The 20,035-nt window shown below is 58.0% G+C and carries 14 protein-coding genes and 2 pseudogenes; 7 read left to right on the forward strand and 9 right to left on the reverse strand.

Going from position 1 to position 20,035, the window contains the following annotated elements:
- The first annotated feature begins 9 nt into the window (after positions 1-9).
- Genes PGR23_RS15225 through PGR23_RS15235 form a run of 3 tightly spaced genes read left to right on the forward strand, consistent with a single transcriptional unit; the run spans position 10 to position 3,166 of the window.
- Positions 10-933: a 3-hydroxyacyl-CoA dehydrogenase family protein gene (locus PGR23_RS15225; RefSeq protein WP_315710185.1), complete on the forward strand. Its 924-nt coding sequence runs from the start codon at positions 10-12 to the stop codon at positions 931-933.
- Positions 934-980: 47 nt separating this feature from the next.
- On the forward strand, positions 981-2,372 hold the full coding sequence (locus PGR23_RS15230; protein ID WP_045397687.1) for a GntP family permease: 1,392 nt from the start codon (positions 981-983) through the stop codon (positions 2,370-2,372).
- Between the two features lie 23 nt (positions 2,373-2,395).
- Complete coding sequence (locus PGR23_RS15235; protein WP_315710182.1) at positions 2,396-3,166, forward strand: 3-hydroxybutyrate dehydrogenase; 771 nt, start codon at positions 2,396-2,398, stop codon at positions 3,164-3,166.
- Positions 3,167-3,228: 62 nt separating this feature from the next.
- On the opposite strand, the gene PGR23_RS15240 is transcribed toward PGR23_RS15235, so the two are convergent.
- Entirely contained in the window at positions 3,229-4,101 is an 873-nt protein-coding gene (locus PGR23_RS15240) for a LysR family transcriptional regulator (RefSeq protein WP_315710180.1), read from the reverse strand.
- A 106-nt stretch (positions 4,102-4,207) separates the two neighbouring features.
- On the opposite strand from PGR23_RS15240, the gene budA reads away from it, so the two are divergent.
- The 3 genes from budA to PGR23_RS15255 are packed head-to-tail and all read left to right on the forward strand — an operon-like array spanning position 4,208 to position 7,469.
- On the forward strand, positions 4,208-4,987 hold the full coding sequence (gene budA, locus PGR23_RS15245) for an acetolactate decarboxylase (protein ID WP_015705188.1): 780 nt from the start codon (positions 4,208-4,210) through the stop codon (positions 4,985-4,987).
- 9 nt (positions 4,988-4,996) lie between these two features.
- The gene (alsS, locus tag PGR23_RS15250) at positions 4,997-6,676 is read left to right on the forward strand and encodes an acetolactate synthase AlsS (RefSeq protein ID WP_396279738.1); all 1,680 of its coding nucleotides are present in this window, start codon (positions 4,997-4,999) and stop codon (positions 6,674-6,676) included.
- 22 nt (positions 6,677-6,698) lie between these two features.
- Positions 6,699-7,469, forward strand: a complete 771-nt coding sequence (locus PGR23_RS15255; RefSeq protein WP_315710175.1) for a (S)-acetoin forming diacetyl reductase — start codon at positions 6,699-6,701, stop codon at positions 7,467-7,469.
- A gap of 463 nt (positions 7,470-7,932) precedes the next feature.
- On the opposite strand, the gene PGR23_RS15260 is transcribed toward PGR23_RS15255, so the two are convergent.
- The 5 genes and pseudogenes from PGR23_RS15260 to PGR23_RS15280 form a co-directional block, all read right to left on the reverse strand.
- Positions 7,933-8,457 (reverse strand): tetratricopeptide repeat protein, encoded by a 525-nt coding sequence (locus PGR23_RS15260; RefSeq protein ID WP_430915640.1) that lies wholly within the window; start codon positions 8,455-8,457, stop codon positions 7,933-7,935.
- A gap of 18 nt (positions 8,458-8,475) precedes the next feature.
- Positions 8,476-10,635, reverse strand: a pseudogene (gene ccmI, locus PGR23_RS15265) (c-type cytochrome biogenesis protein CcmI); the annotation flags it as partial.
- Between the two features lie 79 nt (positions 10,636-10,714).
- A complete protein-coding gene (locus tag PGR23_RS15270; RefSeq protein ID WP_161799854.1) occupies positions 10,715-12,058 on the reverse strand; it encodes a c-type cytochrome in 1,344 nt (447 codons plus the stop codon).
- A gap of 10 nt (positions 12,059-12,068) precedes the next feature.
- Positions 12,069-13,860, reverse strand: a pseudogene (locus tag PGR23_RS15275) (GMC family oxidoreductase).
- 2 nt (positions 13,861-13,862) lie between these two features.
- Positions 13,863-14,612 (reverse strand): gluconate 2-dehydrogenase subunit 3 family protein, encoded by a 750-nt coding sequence (locus PGR23_RS15280; protein ID WP_161799853.1) that lies wholly within the window; start codon positions 14,610-14,612, stop codon positions 13,863-13,865.
- A gap of 511 nt (positions 14,613-15,123) precedes the next feature.
- Between PGR23_RS15280 and PGR23_RS15285 the strand changes: the two genes are divergently transcribed.
- Positions 15,124-15,495 (forward strand): VOC family protein, encoded by a 372-nt coding sequence (locus PGR23_RS15285; RefSeq protein ID WP_020079032.1) that lies wholly within the window; start codon positions 15,124-15,126, stop codon positions 15,493-15,495.
- Between the two features lie 7 nt (positions 15,496-15,502).
- On the opposite strand, the gene PGR23_RS15290 is transcribed toward PGR23_RS15285, so the two are convergent.
- From PGR23_RS15290 to PGR23_RS15300, 3 genes are all read right to left on the reverse strand, one after another.
- Entirely contained in the window at positions 15,503-16,573 is a 1,071-nt protein-coding gene (locus tag PGR23_RS15290) for an ABC transporter ATP-binding protein (RefSeq protein ID WP_047050603.1), read from the reverse strand.
- A complete protein-coding gene (locus PGR23_RS15295) occupies positions 16,566-18,335 on the reverse strand; it encodes an ABC transporter permease (RefSeq protein ID WP_315710168.1) in 1,770 nt (589 codons plus the stop codon). Before PGR23_RS15295 ends, PGR23_RS15290 begins: the two co-directional genes overlap by 8 nt.
- 124 nt (positions 18,336-18,459) lie before the next feature.
- Positions 18,460-19,548 (reverse strand): ABC transporter substrate-binding protein, encoded by a 1,089-nt coding sequence (locus tag PGR23_RS15300; RefSeq protein ID WP_315710167.1) that lies wholly within the window; start codon positions 19,546-19,548, stop codon positions 18,460-18,462.
- Positions 19,549-20,035: the final 487 nt, after the last annotated feature.

Here is a 20,035-nt window from a genome sequence, read left to right on the forward strand (position 1 = left end):
GGAGCCACTATGTTTACACCACAACTGGCGGTACTGGGCGCCGGCCTGATGGGCGTCGGCATCGCCTGCCATTTTGCCCGCCACGGCCACGCCGTACGCCTCTACGACACCGACCCGGCGCGCATTAGCGAGATCCAGAGCGTCGCCGCCGCCATTTTGCGCGAGCTTGAAGAGTGCGAGCAGTTTGACGCCGCTCAGCGTGCGTCGGTGCTCTCGCGCCTGTCCGGCACCACGGCATTAGGCGATCTTGCTGACGCCAGCTTGCTGATCGAAGCGATTCCGGAGCGTCTGGCGCTCAAGCACGCCTTATACCGGGAACTGGAAACGCTGATCGCCGACGAAGCTATCATCGCCAGCAACACCAGCGGACTACCGCCGGATCGGCTGGCGCAGGGGATGCGGCATCCGGAGCGCTTGTTAATCGCCCACTTCTGGCATCCGCCGCATTTTATCCCGCTGGTGGAAGTGGTGCCGGGTAGCGCTACCCTGCCGCATCTCGCCAACCAGGTCAGCGACTTTTTATCCTCCTGCTCGCTGGAAGCGGTAGTACTCAACCGCGCCGCGCCGGGGTTCGTCGGCAACCGACTACAGTTCGCCCTGCTGCGCGAAGCGCTGCATATCGTCAAGAGCGGCATCGCTTCGCCAGAAGTGGTCGACAAAGTGATGCGCGCTTCGCTCGGCCGCCGTTACGCGATGGTCGGCCCGCTGGAAGCCGCCGATATGACCGGTCTGGCGACGGTCCAGGATATCTGCCAGCACCTGCTGCCGGAACTGGCCACGGGCAGCGACATGATGTCGCTGGTCGCCGACAAGGTCGCGCAAGGCGCTACCGGCGCCCGTAGCGGGCAAGGTTTTTATCGCTGGGATGAGGCCCGGCAGAAACGAATACAGTCGCGCCGTGAACATCAGCTGCGCTACGCCCTGAAACCGTAACTTCTCGTTTTGTACCCCGACAATAACAATGATAGTGAGGAGTCGTAATGAGTGTGTTGATCGCCCTGGCCGCGCTGGCATTACTGATGCTGGCTGCGTATCGTGGATACAGCGTTATCCTGTTTGCCCCTATCGCCGCGCTTGGCGCGGTTCTGCTCACCGACCCGAGCGCGGTAGGCCCCACCTTTACCGGCCTGTTTATGGAAAAAATGGTCGGTTTCGTGAAGCTCTATTTTCCGGTATTCCTGCTCGGCGCCGTCTTTGGCAAGCTGATTGAACTATCGGGCTTCTCGCGCTCCATCGTCGCCGCCGCGATTCAAATTCTCGGGCGGCGACATGCGATCCCGGTGATCGTGCTGGTCTGCGCCCTGCTGACCTACGGCGGCGTTTCGCTGTTCGTGGTAGCGTTTGCGGTCTATCCCTTTGCCGCCGAACTGTTTCGCCAGAGCGGTATCCCGAAACGGCTGATCCCGGCAACCGTCGCGCTGGGCGCGTTCTCTTTCACCATGGATGCCCTACCGGGCACCCCGCAGATCCAGAACATTATCCCCACCAGCTTTTTTGGCACCAACGCCTGGGCCGCCCCCTGGCTTGGGTTGATAGGTTCACTGTTTATCATCACCTTCGGTTTACTGTGGCTGGAACGACAGCGGCGTAAAGCGCTCGCGAATGGCGAGGGTTACGGTACCGATCTGCAAAACGAGCCGCAGACGCCGGATAACATCAATCTGCCGCATCCGCTGATCGCCATTGCCCCGCTGCTGCTGGTCGGCGTGCTGAACCTGCTGTTTACCCGCTGGATCCCGCAGTGGTATGGCGCCAGCCACGAGCTGACCCTGCCTGGGCTTGCCAAACCCATCGTCACCGAGGTCGGCAAAATCACCGCTATCTGGGCCGTCGAGGCCGCGCTGCTGTCCGGCATCGTCGTGGTGCTGTTGTTCGGATTTCGCAATATCCGCGGCCGTCTGGCGGAAGGCAGCCGTACGGCGGTGGGTGGCGCGATCCTCGCGGCGATGAATACCGCTTCGGAATATGGTTTCGGCGCGGTGATTGCCGCCCTGCCGGGTTTCCTGGTGTTGTCGAAAGCCCTGACAGCTATTCCCAATCCCCTGTTAAACGAGGCGATAAGCGTCACCGTACTGGCCGGGATCACCGGTTCCGCCTCCGGCGGAATGAGCATCGCGCTGGCGGCGATGTCAGATACCTTCGTGGCCGCCGCGCACGCCGCCAATATCCCGCTTGAGGTACTGCACCGCGTCGCGTCGATGGCCAGCGGCGGCATGGATACCCTGCCGCATAACGGCGCCGTCATCACGCTGCTGGCAATCACCGGCTTAAGCCATCGCCAGGCTTACGGCGGCATTTTCGCCATTACGCTTATCAAAAGCCTCGCGGTTCTGTTTGTCATTGCCGTGTTCTATTTAACCGGCATTGTCTGATGCCTGATGTAAGGAGTAATGAAATGAATTTAAACGGTAAAACAGCGCTGGTCACCGGCTCCACCAGCGGTATTGGTTTAGGCATTGCCAAAGTGCTGGCGCAGGCCGGCGCGCAGCTGGTGTTGAATGGTTTTGGCGACAGCACGAGCGCGCGAGCCGAGGTTGCCGCGCTGGGTAAAATTCCCGGCTATCACGATGCCGACCTGCGCGACGTAGGGCAAATTGAAGCCATGATGCGCTATGCCGAAAGCGAATTTGGCGGCGTCGATATTGTGATTAATAACGCCGGTATCCAGCATGTTGCGCCGGTGGAGCAGTTCGCGGTGGAAAAATGGAACGATATTCTGGCGATAAATCTGTCCAGCGTTTTCCACACCAGCCGCCTGGCGCTGCCGGGCATGCGCGAGCGCAACTGGGGGCGGATTATTAATATTGCCTCCGTGCATGGGTTAGTCGCCTCGAAAGAGAAATCCGCCTATGTCGCCGCTAAGCATGGGGTGATTGGTTTTAGCAAAACGCTGGCGCTGGAGACCGCGCGTACCGGCATTACCTGCAACGCGATTTGCCCCGGTTGGGTGCTGACGCCGCTGGTTCAGCAGCAGATCGATAAACGTATCGCCGAGGGGGCCGACCCGGAGCAGGCCAGAGCGCAGCTGCTTGCCGAAAAACAACCCTCCGGCGAATTCGTGACGCCTCAGCAACTGGGGGAAATGGCGCTATTTTTATGCACCGACGCCGCCGCGCAGGTTCGCGGCGCGGCGTGGAATATGGATGGCGGCTGGGTGGCGCAGTAACGCTAACCCAACGGAGAAAAGGTCAGCGTATCTCCGTTGGGTCACGCTATGCGCCCCGGGAATTAGAACATCTCCAAAAATCGCTTCACCGTGCGCGAACGCTCAAAACGGCGCCAGGCGATGGCAATATCGGTCTTGACCGGCGTCCCCTGTATCGATTGATAGCTGACGTTGGGCAGCGCGATACAGGTCATCGACTGCGGCACCAGCGCGAAACCAAATCCGGCGTTTACCATACTCAGCGACGATGAAATCTGCGACGATTGTCTGGCGCGGTTCATGTCAATACCGGCGCGCAGGCAGCTATTGAACACCAGCTCATACAAACCCGGCGCCACTTCACGCGGGAAGAGGATCGGCGCGACGTCCCGCAGCTGCTCCAGCGCCAGCGTCGGCTCCGCTGACAATGGATTCTCGCGCGGCAGCGCGATGACCATGGGCTCCTCATCAATGATACGCAGATTAAACGCCTTGCTGCTTTCGCACGGCAGGCGGACAAAGGCGATATCGATCTCCGCCTCGCTCAGCGCCGCCATCAAATTCGCCATGTTGCCTTCCTGTTGATGGAGGGCGACGCCCGGATGTTCTAGCTGAAAACGGTGCAGCAAGGTGAAGATTTGCGGATGGAAAGCATCAGAACTGGTAATACCTAACGACAGACTGCCGTTCATGCCGCGGGCAATGCCCTTAGCCTTTTCCAGCGCCGCATCGCTCAGCGCGAGGATTTGGCAGGCATCTTCATAAAAGGACTCCCCGGCTTCGGTCAGCTCCACCCCGCGGGTTAGCCGACGCAACAGCGGGGTGCCAACTTCACGTTCAAGCCGCTGAATTTGCTGACTTAACGGTGGCTGTGAGATACCCAGTTCTTTCGCGGCCCGGGTGAAGTGTCGCGTCCGGGCGACGGCGACAAAATAGCGTAGATAACGAAGTTCCATATCGAAAACGTCTCAAACCAGCATGATTTCTATATTGGAACTGTGAGCTGAATCGGGTCAACCTTTATTTAACCTTTCTTATATTTGTTGAACGAGGAAGTGGCTCATGAATCATGCTTCAGATTGCACCTGCGAAGAGAGTCTGTGTGAAACACTACGCGCGTTTTCCGCCCAGCATCCCGATAGCGTGCTATATCAAACTTCGCTGATGAGCGCCCTGCTTAGCGGCGTCTACGAAGGTACCACCACCATTGCGGACCTGCTGAAGCACGGCGATTTCGGGCTCGGCACATTTAATGAACTCGACGGCGAGCTGATCGCGTTTAGCAGCCAGGTTTATCAACTGCGTGCCGACGGCAGCGCGCGTAAAGCGCGTCCGGAACAGAAAACCCCGTTTGCGGTAATGACCTGGTTTCAGCCGCAGTACCGTAAAACCTTTGACCATCCGGTCAGCCGCCAGCAGCTGCATGAGGTCATTGACCAGCAAATCCCTTCCGACAATCTGTTCTGCGCGCTGCGAATCGATGGTCATTTCCGCCACGCCCATACCCGCACCGTGCCGCGTCAGACGCCGCCCTACCGGGCGATGACCGACGTACTCGACGATCAGCCGGTGTTCCGCTTTAACCAGCGTGACGGCGTACTGGTCGGCTTTCGTACCCCGCAGCATATGCAGGGAATTAACGTCGCCGGCTATCACGAACACTTTATCACCGATGACCGCCAGGGCGGCGGCCACCTGCTGGACTACCAGCTCGACCATGGGGTGTTGACCTTCGGCGAAATTCATAAGCTGATGATCGACCTTCCCGCCGACAGCGCGTTCCTGCAGGCCAATTTGCATCCCGACAATCTCGATGCCGCCATCCGTTCAGTAGAAAGTTAGGAGGTTCACATGGACAAACAGTATCCGCTGCGCCAGTGGGCGCACGGCGCCGATCTGGTCGTCAGCCAACTGGAAGCGCAAGGCGTACGCCAGGTCTTCGGGATCCCCGGCGCTAAAATCGATAAGGTTTTCGACTCATTACTGGACTCCTCAATCCGCATTATTCCAGTGCGCCACGAGGCCAATGCCGCCTTTATGGCCGCCGCGGTCGGGCGTATTACCGGCAAAGCAGGCGTCGCGCTGGTGACCTCCGGTCCGGGCTGTTCCAACCTGATAACCGGCATGGCCACCGCTAATAGCGAAGGCGACCCGGTGGTGGCGTTGGGCGGCGCGGTCAAACGCGCCGATAAAGCCAAACAGGTGCATCAGAGTATGGACACGGTGGCGATGTTCAGCCCGGTCACCAAATACGCCGTGGAAGTGACCTCGCCGGATGCGCTGGCGGAAGTGGTTTCTAATGCCTTTCGCGCCGCCGAGCAGGGGCGCCCGGGCAGCGCCTTCGTCAGCTTGCCGCAGGATGTCGTCGATGGTCCGGCGACCGGCAAAGTGCTGCCCGCCAGCAGCGCGCCGCAGATGGGCGCCGCGCCTGACGAGGCAATCAATCAGGTTGCGAAGTTGATTGCCCAGGCGAAGAATCCGGTGTTCCTGCTTGGATTGATGGCCAGCCAGACGGAAAACAGCGCCGCGCTGCATCGTTTGCTGGAAACCAGCCATATTCCGGTCACCAGCACCTATCAGGCCGCCGGGGCGGTCAATCAGGATAACTTCTCGCGCTTCGCCGGGCGCGTCGGGCTGTTTAACAATCAGGCCGGTGACCGCTTATTGCAACTGGCCGACCTGGTTATCTGCATCGGCTATAGCCCGGTGGAATACGAACCGGCGATGTGGAACAGCGGCAACGCGACGCTGGTACATATCGACGTACTGCCCGCCTATGAAGAGCGTAACTACACGCCGGATGTCGAGCTGGTGGGCGACATCGCCGGCACGCTGAACAAGCTGGCGCAAAATATCGCTCATCGGCTGGTGCTCTCGCCGCAGGCCGCTGAAATCCTCCACGACCGCCAGCATCAGCGGGAACTGCTTGACCGCCGCGGAGCGCAGTTGAATCAGTTCGCCCTGCACCCGCTGCGCATCGTTCGCGCCATGCAGGATATCGTCAACAGCGACGTCACGCTGACGGTCGATATGGGCAGCTTCCATATCTGGATCGCCCGCTATCTCTACAGCTTCCGCGCCCGTCAGGTGATGATCTCCAACGGTCAGCAAACCATGGGCGTCGCCCTGCCGTGGGCCATCGGGGCCTGGCTGGTCAATCCGCAGCGCAAAGTAGTCTCGGTCTCCGGCGATGGCGGTTTTCTGCAATCCAGTATGGAACTGGAAACGGCGGTCCGCCTGAAAGCCAACATCCTGCATCTTATCTGGGTCGATAACGGCTACAACATGGTTGCTATCCAGGAAGAGAAAAAATATCAACGCCTGTCCGGCGTCGAGTTCGGGCCAATGGATTTTAAAGCCTATGCCGAATCCTTCGGCGCGAAAGGGTTTGCGGTGGAAAGCGCTGATGCGCTGGAGCCGACGCTACGCGCGGCGATGGACGTCGACGGCCCGGCGGTGGTCGCCATCCCCGTGGATTATCGCGATAACCCGCTGCTGATGGGCCAGCTACACCTGAGTCAGATTCTTTAAGTCATCACAAAAGGAAATGGAAATGAAAAAAGTCGCACTTGTCACCGGCGCCGGTCAGGGCATTGGTAAAGCTATCGCGTTACGCCTCGTGAAGGACGGTTTTGCCGTGGCGATCGCCGATTACAATGACGCCACTGCAAAAGCCGTGGCGGATGAAATCAATCAGCACGGCGGCCGGGCCATCGCGGTCAAAGTCGATGTTTCCGACCGCGAGCAGGTGTTTGCCGCCGTCGAACAGGCGCGGAAAACGCTGGGCGGATTCAACGTCATCGTCAACAACGCCGGGGTTGCGCCATCGACGCCTATCGAATCCATTACGCCGGAGATTGTCGACAAGGTCTACAACATCAACGTTAAAGGGGTGATCTGGGGGATTCAGGCGGCAATCGATGCCTTTAAAAAAGAGGGTCACGGCGGCAAAATCATCAACGCCTGTTCGCAGGCCGGCCACGTGGGCAACCCGGAACTGGCGGTCTACAGCTCGAGCAAATTCGCCGTACGCGGTTTAACGCAAACCGCCGCCCGCGACCTGGCGCCGCTGGGTATTACCGTCAACGGCTACTGCCCGGGGATTGTGAAAACGCCGATGTGGGCCGAGATCGATCGTCAGGTCTCCGAAGCGGCCGGTAAACCTCTGGGCTATGGCACCGCCGAATTCGCCAAACGCATCACCCTCGGTCGCCTGTCAGAGCCAGAAGATGTTGCCGCCTGCGTCTCTTATCTTGCCAGCCCGGATTCCGATTATATGACCGGTCAATCGCTGCTGATCGATGGCGGCATGGTATTCAATTAATAAAAAATAAGCTCTGACATGGTTTGCCCCTGCCTGTTCGCAGGGGCTTTTTTTCGTCTATTACGCCGTTATTTTGCCGGGTGGCGGCTACGCCTTACCCGGCCTACGGCCCTGCCGGTACCAATGGCCTCCAAACCCCCGGTGGCGCTGCCGCTTACCGGGGCTACAGCGCTGTGCGATTTGGTAGCCCGGAGAAGGCGCAACGCGCCGCCTCCGGGAAACCCCCTGTGCGACAAAAAAGTTGCCAACCGATAACAGTATCTACGGTCCGTACGGCCTGCCTTTAATTTATTCACCATGCTGGCTGAAACTGCCGGTACCAATGGCCTCCAACCCCCCGGTGGCGCTGCCGCATACCGGGGCTACAGCGCTGTGCGATTTGGTAGCCCGGAGAAGGCGCAACGCGCCGCCTCCGGGAAAACCCCTGTGCGACAAAACCGTTGCCAACCGCTAACAGTATCTACTACCGAGCCTGCTGCGCCTGAGCCAGTTGGCGGGCAATCGCCTCGCGGCGGGCATCGCCCTCCGGCAACAACATCAGCAGCTGCTGTAGCGCCGCTACCGCCTGCGGATAGTCTTCATTACGTACCGCGCTGAGCGCCAGCATCTCCAGCACCGGCAGGTTTTTCGGCTGCCGCTGATGCAGCTCGCGCAGCAACAGCTCGCCCATCCGCATCTGCGCGTTATCGCCCGCCCGTACCAGCGCGCTGGCGTAATCAAAACTTGCCGCCGGGTCATCCGGCGCCAGCTTATGCGCCCGCCCGAACGCGCCGATCGCCGTCTCGCCATCGTTTAGCAGCAGGCCAAGCCGCCCAAGCAGTTGCCAGCCGGCGAGATCGTCAGGGCTATCCTGCAGATGGCTGCGCAGCCCAAGCCTCAACTGGGCCAACTCATCCATCCGCAGCGGCGCCGCGGTCGGATCTTTCGCCTGCGCCAGCAGCGCGGGATAATGGCGCTCGCTTTGTCGCCACAGCAGCACCTGACCCACATCGCTGGTTTTCAGATAGAGCCCGCCGCTGACGAAAACCAATAATAGCGCCCCCGGTAACAGCAACCAGCGGCTAAGCGGCCGAACGCGCGTCGGTTCCTGCGGCGAAATATCCGCCAACAACGTACGTTGCAGCTCGACGATCATCGCTTCATTACTATCAGTACGCTCCTGCTCAAGTTCGCGCAGTCGGGACTGGTACAGCGAGCGGTTGATGTCATTGCGATCCGCTGCTGTTTTCTGTTGCCGCGACCGGCGGTAACGCGGATCGAGCATGCAACAGAGCCCACCCAGCGCCATCAGTACGCCGCCGTACCAGATCCAGCGCACGAACGGTTTATAGTACAGACGCACCGCCCAGCTGCCATCATCCAGTTCTTCACCCAGCGCGGCGTAAAGATCGCGGGTAAACCCGCCGCTGATGGCCGCTTCGGTCATCATCATCCGGCTGGCGGTGTAAAAGCGTTTTTCAGCATACAGCGTGGCTTCCGGGCGACCGTTGCGGCTGACGGCAATCACGCCCTCGCCGCCGCTCCAGTTCGGCCCGACGATATTACGCACGCCCTTGAAGACGAAGTGATAACGATGAATATCGAGGCTGTCGCCAGCCCGCATGCGGACATCGCGCTCGATGCTGTAGTTCTGGCTGAAGGTGATGCCAATAACGGTTACCGCCACGCCGGCATGGCCGAGAACCATGCCCCACTGGCTGCGCGTTAAGGTACGCAGGCCGCGCCAGAAACCGTGGCGATGCGTGGCCCGCTCGTGGACTTCAATCAGCGCAAAGATAAGCACCCACAGCGCCATCATCAGGCCGATGACCGCCATCGCGGTGATGCGGTCCTGAAGCAGCCATGGCAACGCCAGAGAAAGTGACAACGTCACCAGAAGAGATATCGCCAGTCGTTTAAGCTGTTTACCCGGCTGGTCGCGACGCCAACGAATCAGCGGCCCCAGCCCCAGCAGCAGCGCAAACGGCGCCATCAGCGCGGTGAACATGGTATTGAAGAACGGTTCGCCGATCGATATCGTCCCCAGACCCAGCGCTTTGTGCACCAGCGGCAGCAGCGTGCCTAACAGCACCACCAGCATCGCGGCCATCAGCAGAATATTGTTGCCAAGCAGGAACGACTCGCGCGACCAGAGCGTATGTTCCACTCGCGCCCGCACTCGCCCACCTTTCACCGCATACAGCAGCAGCGAGCCGCCAATCGCGAGGGTCAACAAGGCAAGAATAAACATCCCGCGCGCCGGATCGGAGGCAAAGGAGTGCACCGATACCAGCACGCCAGATCGCACAAGGAAAGTCCCCAACAGGCACAGCGAAAACGCAGCCAGCGCCAGCAGCACGGTCCAGGCGCGGAAGCTGCCGCGCTTTTCGGTTACCGCCAGCGAATGCAGCAACGCGGTGCCAACCAGCCACGGCATAAACGAGGCATTTTCCACCGGGTCCCAGAACCACCAGCCGCCCCAGCCCAGTTCGTAATAGGCCCACGCCGAGCCCAGCACGATCCCAAGTGTCAGGAACATCCACGCCGCCTGCGTCCACGGGCGCGACCATCTCGCCCATGCGGTATCCAGCCGCCCCGCCAGCAGCGACGCAATCGCGAAGGCGAAGGCCACCGAGAAGCCAACGTAGCCCATGTAAAGGATTGGTGGATGAAAAATCATCCCGATATCCTGCAACATAGGATTGAGATCGCGGCCATCTACGGGATACAGCGGCAGGCTGCGGCTGAACGGATTGGAGGTGAACAGGATAAATAGCAGGAAACCGAAGGCGATCATCCCCATCACCGCCAGCACCCGCGCCACCGCGTCGGAAGGCATCTGCCGGCTGAAGAGCGCGACGGCGAACGTCCACACGCTGAGCAGCAGCACCCACAGCAGCAAAGAGCCTTCGTGCGCTCCCCAGGTGGCCGCCACCCGGTACCACACCGGCAGCGCGGTGTTGGAGTTTTCCGCCACGTAGCGGATGGTGAAATCATTGATTACAAAGGCATGCACCAGCAGCGCAAACGCGCCGATGATGCAGATAAACAGCGCACAGGCCAGCGGCCGGGCTAATGCCATCAGCCATCGTTCCTGACGCGCCGCGCCCCATAGCGGAAAGATACTTAGCAGCAGCGCCAGCCCCGCCGCCAGACACAGCAGATAGTTGCCCAGTTCCGGCATCATGGCTGTGTCCCCTGTTGTTCAGGTGTCATCACGTTTTTTACCTCAGGCGGGGCGAATCCAGTGCCCCGCCCCGGCCCAGTTACTCTGCAGCAGCCGGCAGTTTCGAGACGTCGGCGTTACCTAACGCCTTCTCATCGCGAATCATCGACTTATCTTTACGTACTTTCGCCACATCGCTGGCGCTCACCGGCGGCGCGTTGTTGCCCCAACTGGTGCGGATGAAGTTGACCACATCCGCGACCTGTTGATCGTCAAGGCGCCAGCCGAACGACGGCATGGTCAGGTTCGAGACCGCATCCTTCACCGCCGGCGTGGTGTTGCCGGTCAGAATGATGTGAATCAGCGAGGTCGCATCTTCAGTCTGTACCACCGGGTTGCCTTTCAACGACGGGAACGCGCGTTTATAACCGACGCCGTCGGTACGGTGGCAGGCGGCGCAGTTATCGACGTACAGCGCCGCGCCGGTTTTGCTGTCATCGCCTTTCCACAGATCTTTCGCCACGCTATCTTCAACCGGAGCTGGCGTCTGTTTACCGCCGCGCGGCGGTAACGACTTCAGATAGCGGGCAATAGCGGTGATATCGTCATTCGAGAGATACTGCAGGCTGTGCTCAACCACGTCGCTCATGCCGCCGAAGACCACGGATTTATCATTGCGCCCGGTTTTCAGGAACTCGGCCAGCTCGGCTTCGCTCCAGCTCCCCAGACCGTCGCGATTTTCACCGCGCAGGCTGGAAGCCACCCAACCGTCAATCGGCGCATTGCTACCCGCCAGGTAATCATCGCCTTCGCTTTCGCTAAGCGCTTTTTCCTGCATCGTCAGGCTACGCGGGGTGTGGCAGGCGCCGCAGTGGCCAAGCCCTTCCACCAGGTAACGGCCGCGCTCCAGTACAGGATCCACCTGCGGATTGGCGACAAAGTCGCTCGGCGTCGGGGCGAAGATGCCGCGCCAGAACGCCAGCGGCCAGCGCATCGACAGCGGCCACGGGATGTCCGTGTCTTTGTTGGCAACGTTCACCGGCTCCACGCCGTGCATAAAGTAGGCGTACATGGCGCGCATATCCGCTTCGTTGATACGGGCGAAGGAAGGATACGGCATCGCCGGATAGAGCGTGGAGCCGTCTTTACGCACGCCTTTACGCACCGCGTCGTCAAACTCTTCGAAGGTATAACCGCCAATACCGTGCGCTTTGTCCGGCGTGATGTTGGTGGAATAAATGGTGCCGATCGGCGTTTCCATCGGCAAACCGCCGGCAAAAGGTTTGCCCTCTTTACCGTTGGTGTGGCAGGCCACGCAGTCGCCGGCGCGCGCCAGATATTCGCCCTGCTTAATCAGATTGCTGTCCGCGGGCGCCTCTTCGGCGAACGCCGCGCAGCTTAACGCACCGAGAACCAGTGCCGATAACCATTGCATTTTCATGATTTGCTTTCCCTTATGCCTGCACCAATGGACCCGGATTTCTCAGGTACTGTTCGCGGATAGCCTTCGCCGACCAGTAGGCCAGCGCGGCAACGGTACCCGTCGGGTTGTAGCCCAGCCCCTGCGGGAAAGCGGAAGCGCCGATGACAAAGACGTTATGCACGTCCCAGCTCTGCAGATAACGGTTCACCGCGCTGGTCTTCGGATCTTCGCCCATCACCGCGCCGCCGTTCATATGGGTGGTCTGGTAGCTGGTGGTGTCAAAGTGGCTATTGGCGTTTTTCGGGCTGCCGAGCATATATTTCGGCTTCATCGCTTTGGCGATCGGCGCCATCTTATCGAACATAAACTGCGCCATCTTGATGTCGTTTTCCTGCCAGTCGAAGGTCATGCGCAGCAGCGGCTGACCAAAGACGTTTTTGTAGTTCGGATCAAGATCGAGGTAGTTCTGGCGATAGGACTGATGCGCGCCGTGGGCATCCATCGACAGGTGGTGCGTGTAGGTGTCGGCCACCGCCGATTTCCACTTACTGCCCCACGCCGGGGTACCCGGAGGCACCGGCAGGCCGGAGATAGGCTTGGTCCCCGCCTGGTTAACCCAGAACGGCGAACCGCCGACGAAGCCCGCCGCACCGTGATCGAAGTTATCGGCGTTGAAGTCATCGACGCCGACGCCGTTGCCGCCCGCGCCGATGAACGGGTTGGTGAAGGTATCTTTATCGAAAATGGCCTTGATAGTGGTCATGTTTTGATAGGCGAAGTTACGCCCGACCACCCCTTCGCCAGTCTCAGGATTGTACGGTTTACCAATCCCGGAAAGCAGCATCAGATGCACATTATGGAACTGGAAGGCGCCGATAATCACCAGATCCGCCGGCTGTTCCATTTCACGGCCCTGACCGTCGACATAGGTCACACCGGTGGCGCGGGATTTATCGTCAGTCAGATTGACCTTCAGTACGTTGGCGTTGGTACGCAGTTCAAAGCGTTTTTCCTGGCGCAGCGCCGGCAGGATGTTCACGTTCGGCGAGGCTTTCGAATACATATAGCAGGCGTAGCCGCTGCAGAAACCGCAGAAGTTACACGGCCCCATCTGCGCGCCATACGGGTTGGTATAGGAGATAGGAGTCGGAGGTGTTTGCTGACGGCAGGTTATAGGGATGATAGCCCACTTCCAGCGCCGCTTTTTCAAACAGCTGCGCCGACCAGGTATTTTTCTGCGCCGGCAGCGGGAAATCGTCCGAGCGATCCGGCGCGAAGGCGTTACCGCCGCGGCCTTTACCGACAACCTTCCCTTTGACCGACCAGGCGGTACCGGAGGTGCCAAAGACTTTTTCCGCTTTATCGAAGAACGGTTCCAGTTCGTCGTAGGTGACGCCGAAATCCTGGATGATCATATCCTGGGGAATGAAGTTTTTGCCGTAGCGCTCTTCATAGTGGCTGCGCATACGCAGTTCGATCGGATCGACGCGGAAATGCACGCCGGACCAGTGCAGACCCGCGCCGCCAACGCCGGTGCCCGGCAGGAAGGCGGCCAGTTGACGGTAGGGAACCGCCTGCTGGCTGGTGTTGTGACGAATCGTCACCGTGCTTTTAGAGAGATCCTGGAACAGCTTGCGGCGGATGTTATAGGTCAGCTCATCGATAACCTGCGGATAAGCGCCGTCCGGCCAGGTATCGCGCATCGGACCGCGTTCCAGCGCGACGACGTTGAGCCCCGCTTCGGTCAGCTCTTTGGCCATGATCGCGCCAACCCAGCCGAAGCCAACGATCGCCACATCGGTTTTTTTCAATACGGTCGCCATGATTACGCCCTCTCCCCATTAATTGATACCGGTGGGAAGGGATAGCGTTCGCCTCGTTCAACCCAGTCCATAAAGTCGGCGCGCGCGCCGGGAAAATTAATCAGCGTCCAGCCGACCATGCCTTTATTGCCGCCATGGATAGGGTCGCTAAAGAAGCCTTCGCGGGTGTTTTGCAACAGATAGGAGAAAAACAGCGAGGCCGGCAGCTGTTTGAACTGCGCCTTGCCGGATTCCCACAGACCGAGCGCCTCATCCTGCTGCTCGCCGCTCAGTTCAGCAAAGCTCTTGTGATACTGGTTTTGACACCACTCTTCGGCATCGGCGATACCGAGGTTATAAATCTGTTTTGGTACCAGCGGCAGCTGGTAGCCCATCTCTTTCGGCACGTCGGGGTTAAATGGCCCCTGCATATACCAGATGGAACCGGTAGCATAAGGGGTGTTGAGCTGACGGTCGATAAATTCCGGCACACCGGCCTCTTTGGCGCCGGGACCGAGTTCATCAGCCGGGATTAAGCGAGCGACGGCGGCGTTGATAAACAGCCACTCGCGATCGTTGAAGAATTGCGGCTTCCAGTCGCTGGATGCCGCGTTGCCACCGGCTGAGGGTGCGGAGGCCGCCTGTGCCGTGGCGCTCGCCGCCACGCCAATGGCGCCCACGCTGCCGCCGCCGATGACTACCGTTGGAATCAAGGCCATTGATTTTACTAAAAAATCACGCCTTGAATTGTTGGTTTTCTCGCTCGACATAATCACATTCCTGTCAATTAAAAATACTGTTTTGTCGCTTACAAGCCCAGCAAATCCCGCTCTGGTACCGATACCATTGAACTGTTGCGAAACAGACCGTCTGGCTTTGGCCAATAAGACGTACAATAAATCGCCAATAGCGATAAGATTTATAGGGTTATCGTTTGGATATTAGACGATTCTCAACGTAACGCGGGAAAATGGCGCAAATATTCACCGGGTTGTCACGATAAGATCGGGCATTTAATAACCTGAGTGCGGTAAGTCATGCGGAAATTTCGCGCCTTTGGTTTTACCAAAGCGCCAATAAAGGGTGATATGTATCACATTTGTTATTTTTTGTTTATGGTACATGGCAGATTAAGCACCTGTAAATACTCGCTTAATGAATAATTAAACAATTCGAGCTGTTAAATTAGTTAATCACCGTTGTTAATTAAAAAAGTATCTGTGCCCTTCTCATTTTAACGACACGGTGATGTCGTACAGATATTCCCAATACCGAGGAGAATTTATGTTCGATCATGTTAAATTTGGCGTCAGTGATTATGCCGCGAGCAAGGCATTCTTTTTACAGGCGCTGGCGCCGCTCGGCGTGACCCTGGCGGGCGAAGGCGAGCCGGCTTACGGCGCGGAGCTAGCCGGGGCGAACGATGCCTCTTTATGCCTCTATCAAAGCGAAGATAAACCCGCGCCGCTGCATATCGCCTTTTGCGCCGACAGCCGCGAGCAGGTTGATGCCTTCTGGCACGCGGCGCTGGCCGCCGGAGGCAAGGATAACGGCGCGCCGGGACTGCGGCCTAATTACCACGCCAATTACTACGCCGCCTTTGTCATTGCGCCAGATGGACACAATATCGAAGCGGTGTGTCATCTGGCGCCCTAAGCAAAGTTTATCGCTGCGGGAAGATCCACACATCGTCCGCGGGCAGCGTCAGGTGACAATGTTCGGCGTCACGCAGGGCCGTGCCGTAGGCGCGAATCGCAAAGTCATCGCCCTCGGTGCGGAACAGATATTCCCACCGATCGCCGAGGTACATGCTGGTCAGCAGCGGAAGTTCCAGGCTGTTATCCTGCGGCGAGCAGTCAAGTCGCAGGCGTTCGACGCGGATCACCGCCGTCGCCGGCTGGCCAACGCTAATCCCCTCGCCCGCGCGGCCCCATAGCGCCCAGCTGGCGCCTTCAACCCGCGCGCGTCCGTTCTCCAGCGCCGTCACCTTACCGTGCAGGCGGTTATTGCTGCCCATAAACTCGGCGGCGAACAGGGTGGCCGGATTACCGTACATCTCCTGCGGCGTCCCCTGCTGTTCAATCACGCCGTTGTTAAGCAGCAAAATGCGATCGGAGATCGCCATCGCTTCATTCTGATCGTGGGTAACCATCAGCGCCGACAGGCCCAGCTTAATAATGAGCTCGCGCAGAAATACCCGCGCCTCTTCACGCAGCTTGGCGTCGAGGTTGGATAGCGGCTCATCCAGCAGAATAACCGGCGGGTTATAGACCAGCGCCCGCCCAATTGCCACGCGCTGCTGCTGGCCGCCGGAAAGCTGGTGCGGGTGCCGGTTGCCCAGATGTCCCAGACCTAGCTGCTCGAGTACGCTCTGCACCCGCTGTTTAATCTCGCCGCTGGCCACCTTACGCAGTTTCAGCGGATAGGCCACGTTGTCGAATACCGTTTTATGCGGCCACAGGGCGTAGGACTGGAACACCAGCCCGAGATTACGCTCTTCCGCCGGGATCTCGCTACGCGGGCTGCCGTCATAAACCACGTTATTGCCAATGGTGATCCGCCCGGCGGTCGGTTTCTCCAGACCAGCAACCGCACGCAGCAGCGTGGTTTTCCCGCTGCCTGAAGGGCCGAGCAGCGACACCACCTCTCCGCGTTTGAGCTCCATCGACACCCCTTTCAGCACCGGGTTGTCGCCATAGGTCAGATGTAAATTGTCTACCGATAACTCAATCATGTAATTTCACTCCAAAGCGCAGGGCGATACCCAGACCGACTACCACCAGCAGAATATTGATAAACGATAGCGCCGCGACGATATCAATGGCGCCCGCCGCCCACAGAGAGACCAGCATCGAACCGATCGTTTCGGTGCCTGGCGACAACAAATAAACGCCGGTTGAATACTCGCGTTCAAAGATCAGGAACATCAGCAGCCAGGAGCCGATAAGCCCGTAGCGCGCCAGAGGAACAGTGACGTGGCGGGTGATTTGCCCGCGAGAGGCGCCGGTGCTGCGCGCGGCCTCCTCCAGCTCCGGCGCCACCTGCAGGAGCGTTGATGAAATAAGGCGCAGGCCGTAGGCCATCCACACCACCGTATAGGCCAACCAGACGCTGAAAATGGTGTTGCGCAGCGCGCGCAGTTGCACGATAAGGTGTTCGCGCAGCCAGTCGGCGACCGGCAGCGCCGAGAGCCAGCCGTTTTTCAACGACTGATCGAGCCACATCGGCACAAACAGAAACACCCACAGAAACGCCAGACCGGCCAACAGGCCAGGCACCGCACGCGGTACCAGCACGCTGTAGTCGAGAAAACGCGTCACGTTATCCGGCTTGCGGTGCATGGCGATACCGACAAACAGATAGCAGACCACCGCCAGCGCGCCGCCGATAATCCCGATCGCCATCGAGTTGACGATCGCCCGCAGCAGGTTCGGCTGCTGCCAGATATTGCGGAAAGTCGCCAGCGACAGCTCATCCCATAGCGAAACGCCAACGCCCCAATTGGAAATAAAGGCCCGTAGCGCCACGCCCAGCAGCGGGACGCCGATGGTCACGGTCAACCACGCCACCACGACCGCGCCCGCGACCCAACGCCATTTCCCCAGCGGCAAGGCGCGCGACTGCGACGCTTTACCTTTCATGGTCACGAAGCGGTTGGCGGTACGCATCAACCGGCGCTGCAACATCACCAGCGGAATGGTAATGCAGATTAACACCACCGCGACCGCCGCCATCAGATGGTAAGAAGGCGTTCCCAGTTTATTGGTCAACTTATAGAGATAGGTCGCCAGCACCATGTTGCCCTCCGGATCGCCGAGCACCAGCATCAGGCCAAAGACCTCCAGGCCGAGGAAGAACAGCAGCACGCAGGCGTAGAGAATGGACGGCCGTACCATCGGCAGGCTCACCGAGGTCATCACCTGCAGCGGCGTGGCGCCGACGGTACGCGCCGCCTCTTCCACATCCGAACCGACGCTACGTAGCGCCGAGGAGATATAAAGATAGGCGTGCGGGACGTGCGTTAAACCGGCGATTACCACGATGCTGAACATCGAATAGATATTCCACGGCACAAAACCAAGCCACGCCTGCGCCCACTGCGACAGGAAACCGACCGGCCCGGCGGCCACCACGTAACCAAAGCCCAGCACCATCGGCGAGACGAAAATAGGCACCAGGATCAGCGGCTCAATAAAACGTCGCCCGGGTAAATCGGTGCGAACCATTAAAAAGGCCAGAATGCCACCCAGCGGAATCGCGATAATGACCAGACCAAAGGCGAGAATAAATCCGGAGCGTAAGGCCAGATAAAAATCCGGATCGGTAAAAATAAAAGCGAAGGCTTCGAGGCTCCACTCTTTTGAGCGGGCAAAAAATGGCGCGGAAAGAAAGCTTTGCGCCACAATAAATAATAGCGGAACGTAAATCACCAGCGCCGCAATCAATACCACCATGCCACGCGGTAGTCCCTGCCACTTTCTGCGTAAAATGTTCATCTTTAATTCCCCTGGCAAAGTGCAGAGATAAACTATCAAGAAGAGATATGAGTACTTATTTACTGAACACTGATAAGGTCATTCCCCCGACTGCATTCCAGGGGAATTTTCACATTCCATAACTTTATTTCGCAGCGGCGGCACGCCATTGCTTAATAAATTCCAGACGCTGTTTAGGTTGCAGATATTGCAACAGGCTTTCATCCACCGGAATCGGCTTCAGGGCATTGCCCAGTAATTTCGTCATTCCGTCGATATCATTTTTACCTTCAATATCGTTGCGAATTGATGGAATATCACCCTGAGAGGCGAGAATCGTTTGCCCTTTTTCCGACAGTACGTAGTCGAACCACAGTTTCGCCGCGTTAGGATGCCCTGCTTCCGCGGTGATAAATGAGACGCGGGACAGCACCAGCACGTAATCCTTCGGATAGGCAATACCTAATGACGGGTCGGTTTTAGCGCGCGCTTCGGCATAGGAGCCGAGGATGTTATAGCCGATCAGGTTTTCACCGGAGGAGACGCGCTCCATCATGGTGCCGGTAGAGGATTGCACCGTCAGGCCGCCTTTGGCGATATTCGCCAGGTCTGCAAAGTAATTGCCGTCAGCCTTGCTATCCTGCACCGCCAGCATAAAACCAAGCCCGGATTTCTCGATATCGTAGGTGGTGACTTTGCCTTTAAATTTATCAGCCTGCCCGGCGATAAGTTTGGCCAATGCGGTATGTGAATCCGGCACTTCATTTTGTGGGATCAGCCGTTTGTTATAGATAAAGACCACCGGCTCATAGGTTGTGCCGTATGCTTTTTGCTGCCAGACCGCCCATTTCGGCAGCTTGCCGACTTCCGGCGAAGCGTACTCTTGCGCATAATCGGTGGCTAATTTCAGCGCCGTGTCCATGGAAGAGCTCCACACCACGTCGCCGCTCCCGCCGCCGGCAGCTTGTTCACTAATATAACGGTTGTACAGCTCGGTGCTGTTCATATCGTTATATTCAACTTTAATCCCAGGATATTGCGCTTCAAAGCCTTTAATTAACGGCCCCGCCGCTTTGGTGTCCGTTGTGGAATAAACCACGACTTTGCCCTCTTTCACCCCGGCATCAACGACCTTTTGATAATCTGCCGGGTAGCCCTGCGGCACCTCCGCCAGCGAGGAGTACGAGAAGACTGTCGTCAGTGAAACCACTAAACCACCGATTTTCTTATACATAAAATCAACCCTTAAGCATCAATAATTAAACACAAATTTAACATATAGTGCTGTAACAACCTCTGCAACGCATGGGCCGGGTTTTTTATAGCTTTTGTGACAGTGGTGTAGTTTAAAAAGTGGTGTTTATGGAGTTTATTCAGCGAGTAGTGAAAACAGCGAGCGAGGTCACAGATTAATGCTGCGTATTGAAGCCTGTTTATCCAGCGCCTATAGTCGACCACTAACTGCGGGTCTCAGTAACGAGCATATACAGTCATCATGGTAATTTCTTATAAATACATAAAGTTACTATGCGAAATTATTTTTACCGGCCAGCATTGTATTTTCTTGCTTTTGTGCCAGACTCATTTTAATCGACAATAACATTTTTATCTGCCGTATTTTTCGTTGACCGTTTTTATAAATAACATGATAGCAATTTGCGGCTATCAGTCTGTTGATGTTGAATATTTTAAGCGCGTGCAATTCCGTTTACTTTTAACAA

This window comes from Klebsiella sp. 141162 (genome assembly GCF_050600755.1).
Lineage (GTDB): Bacteria > Pseudomonadota > Gammaproteobacteria > Enterobacterales > Enterobacteriaceae > Klebsiella > Klebsiella aerogenes.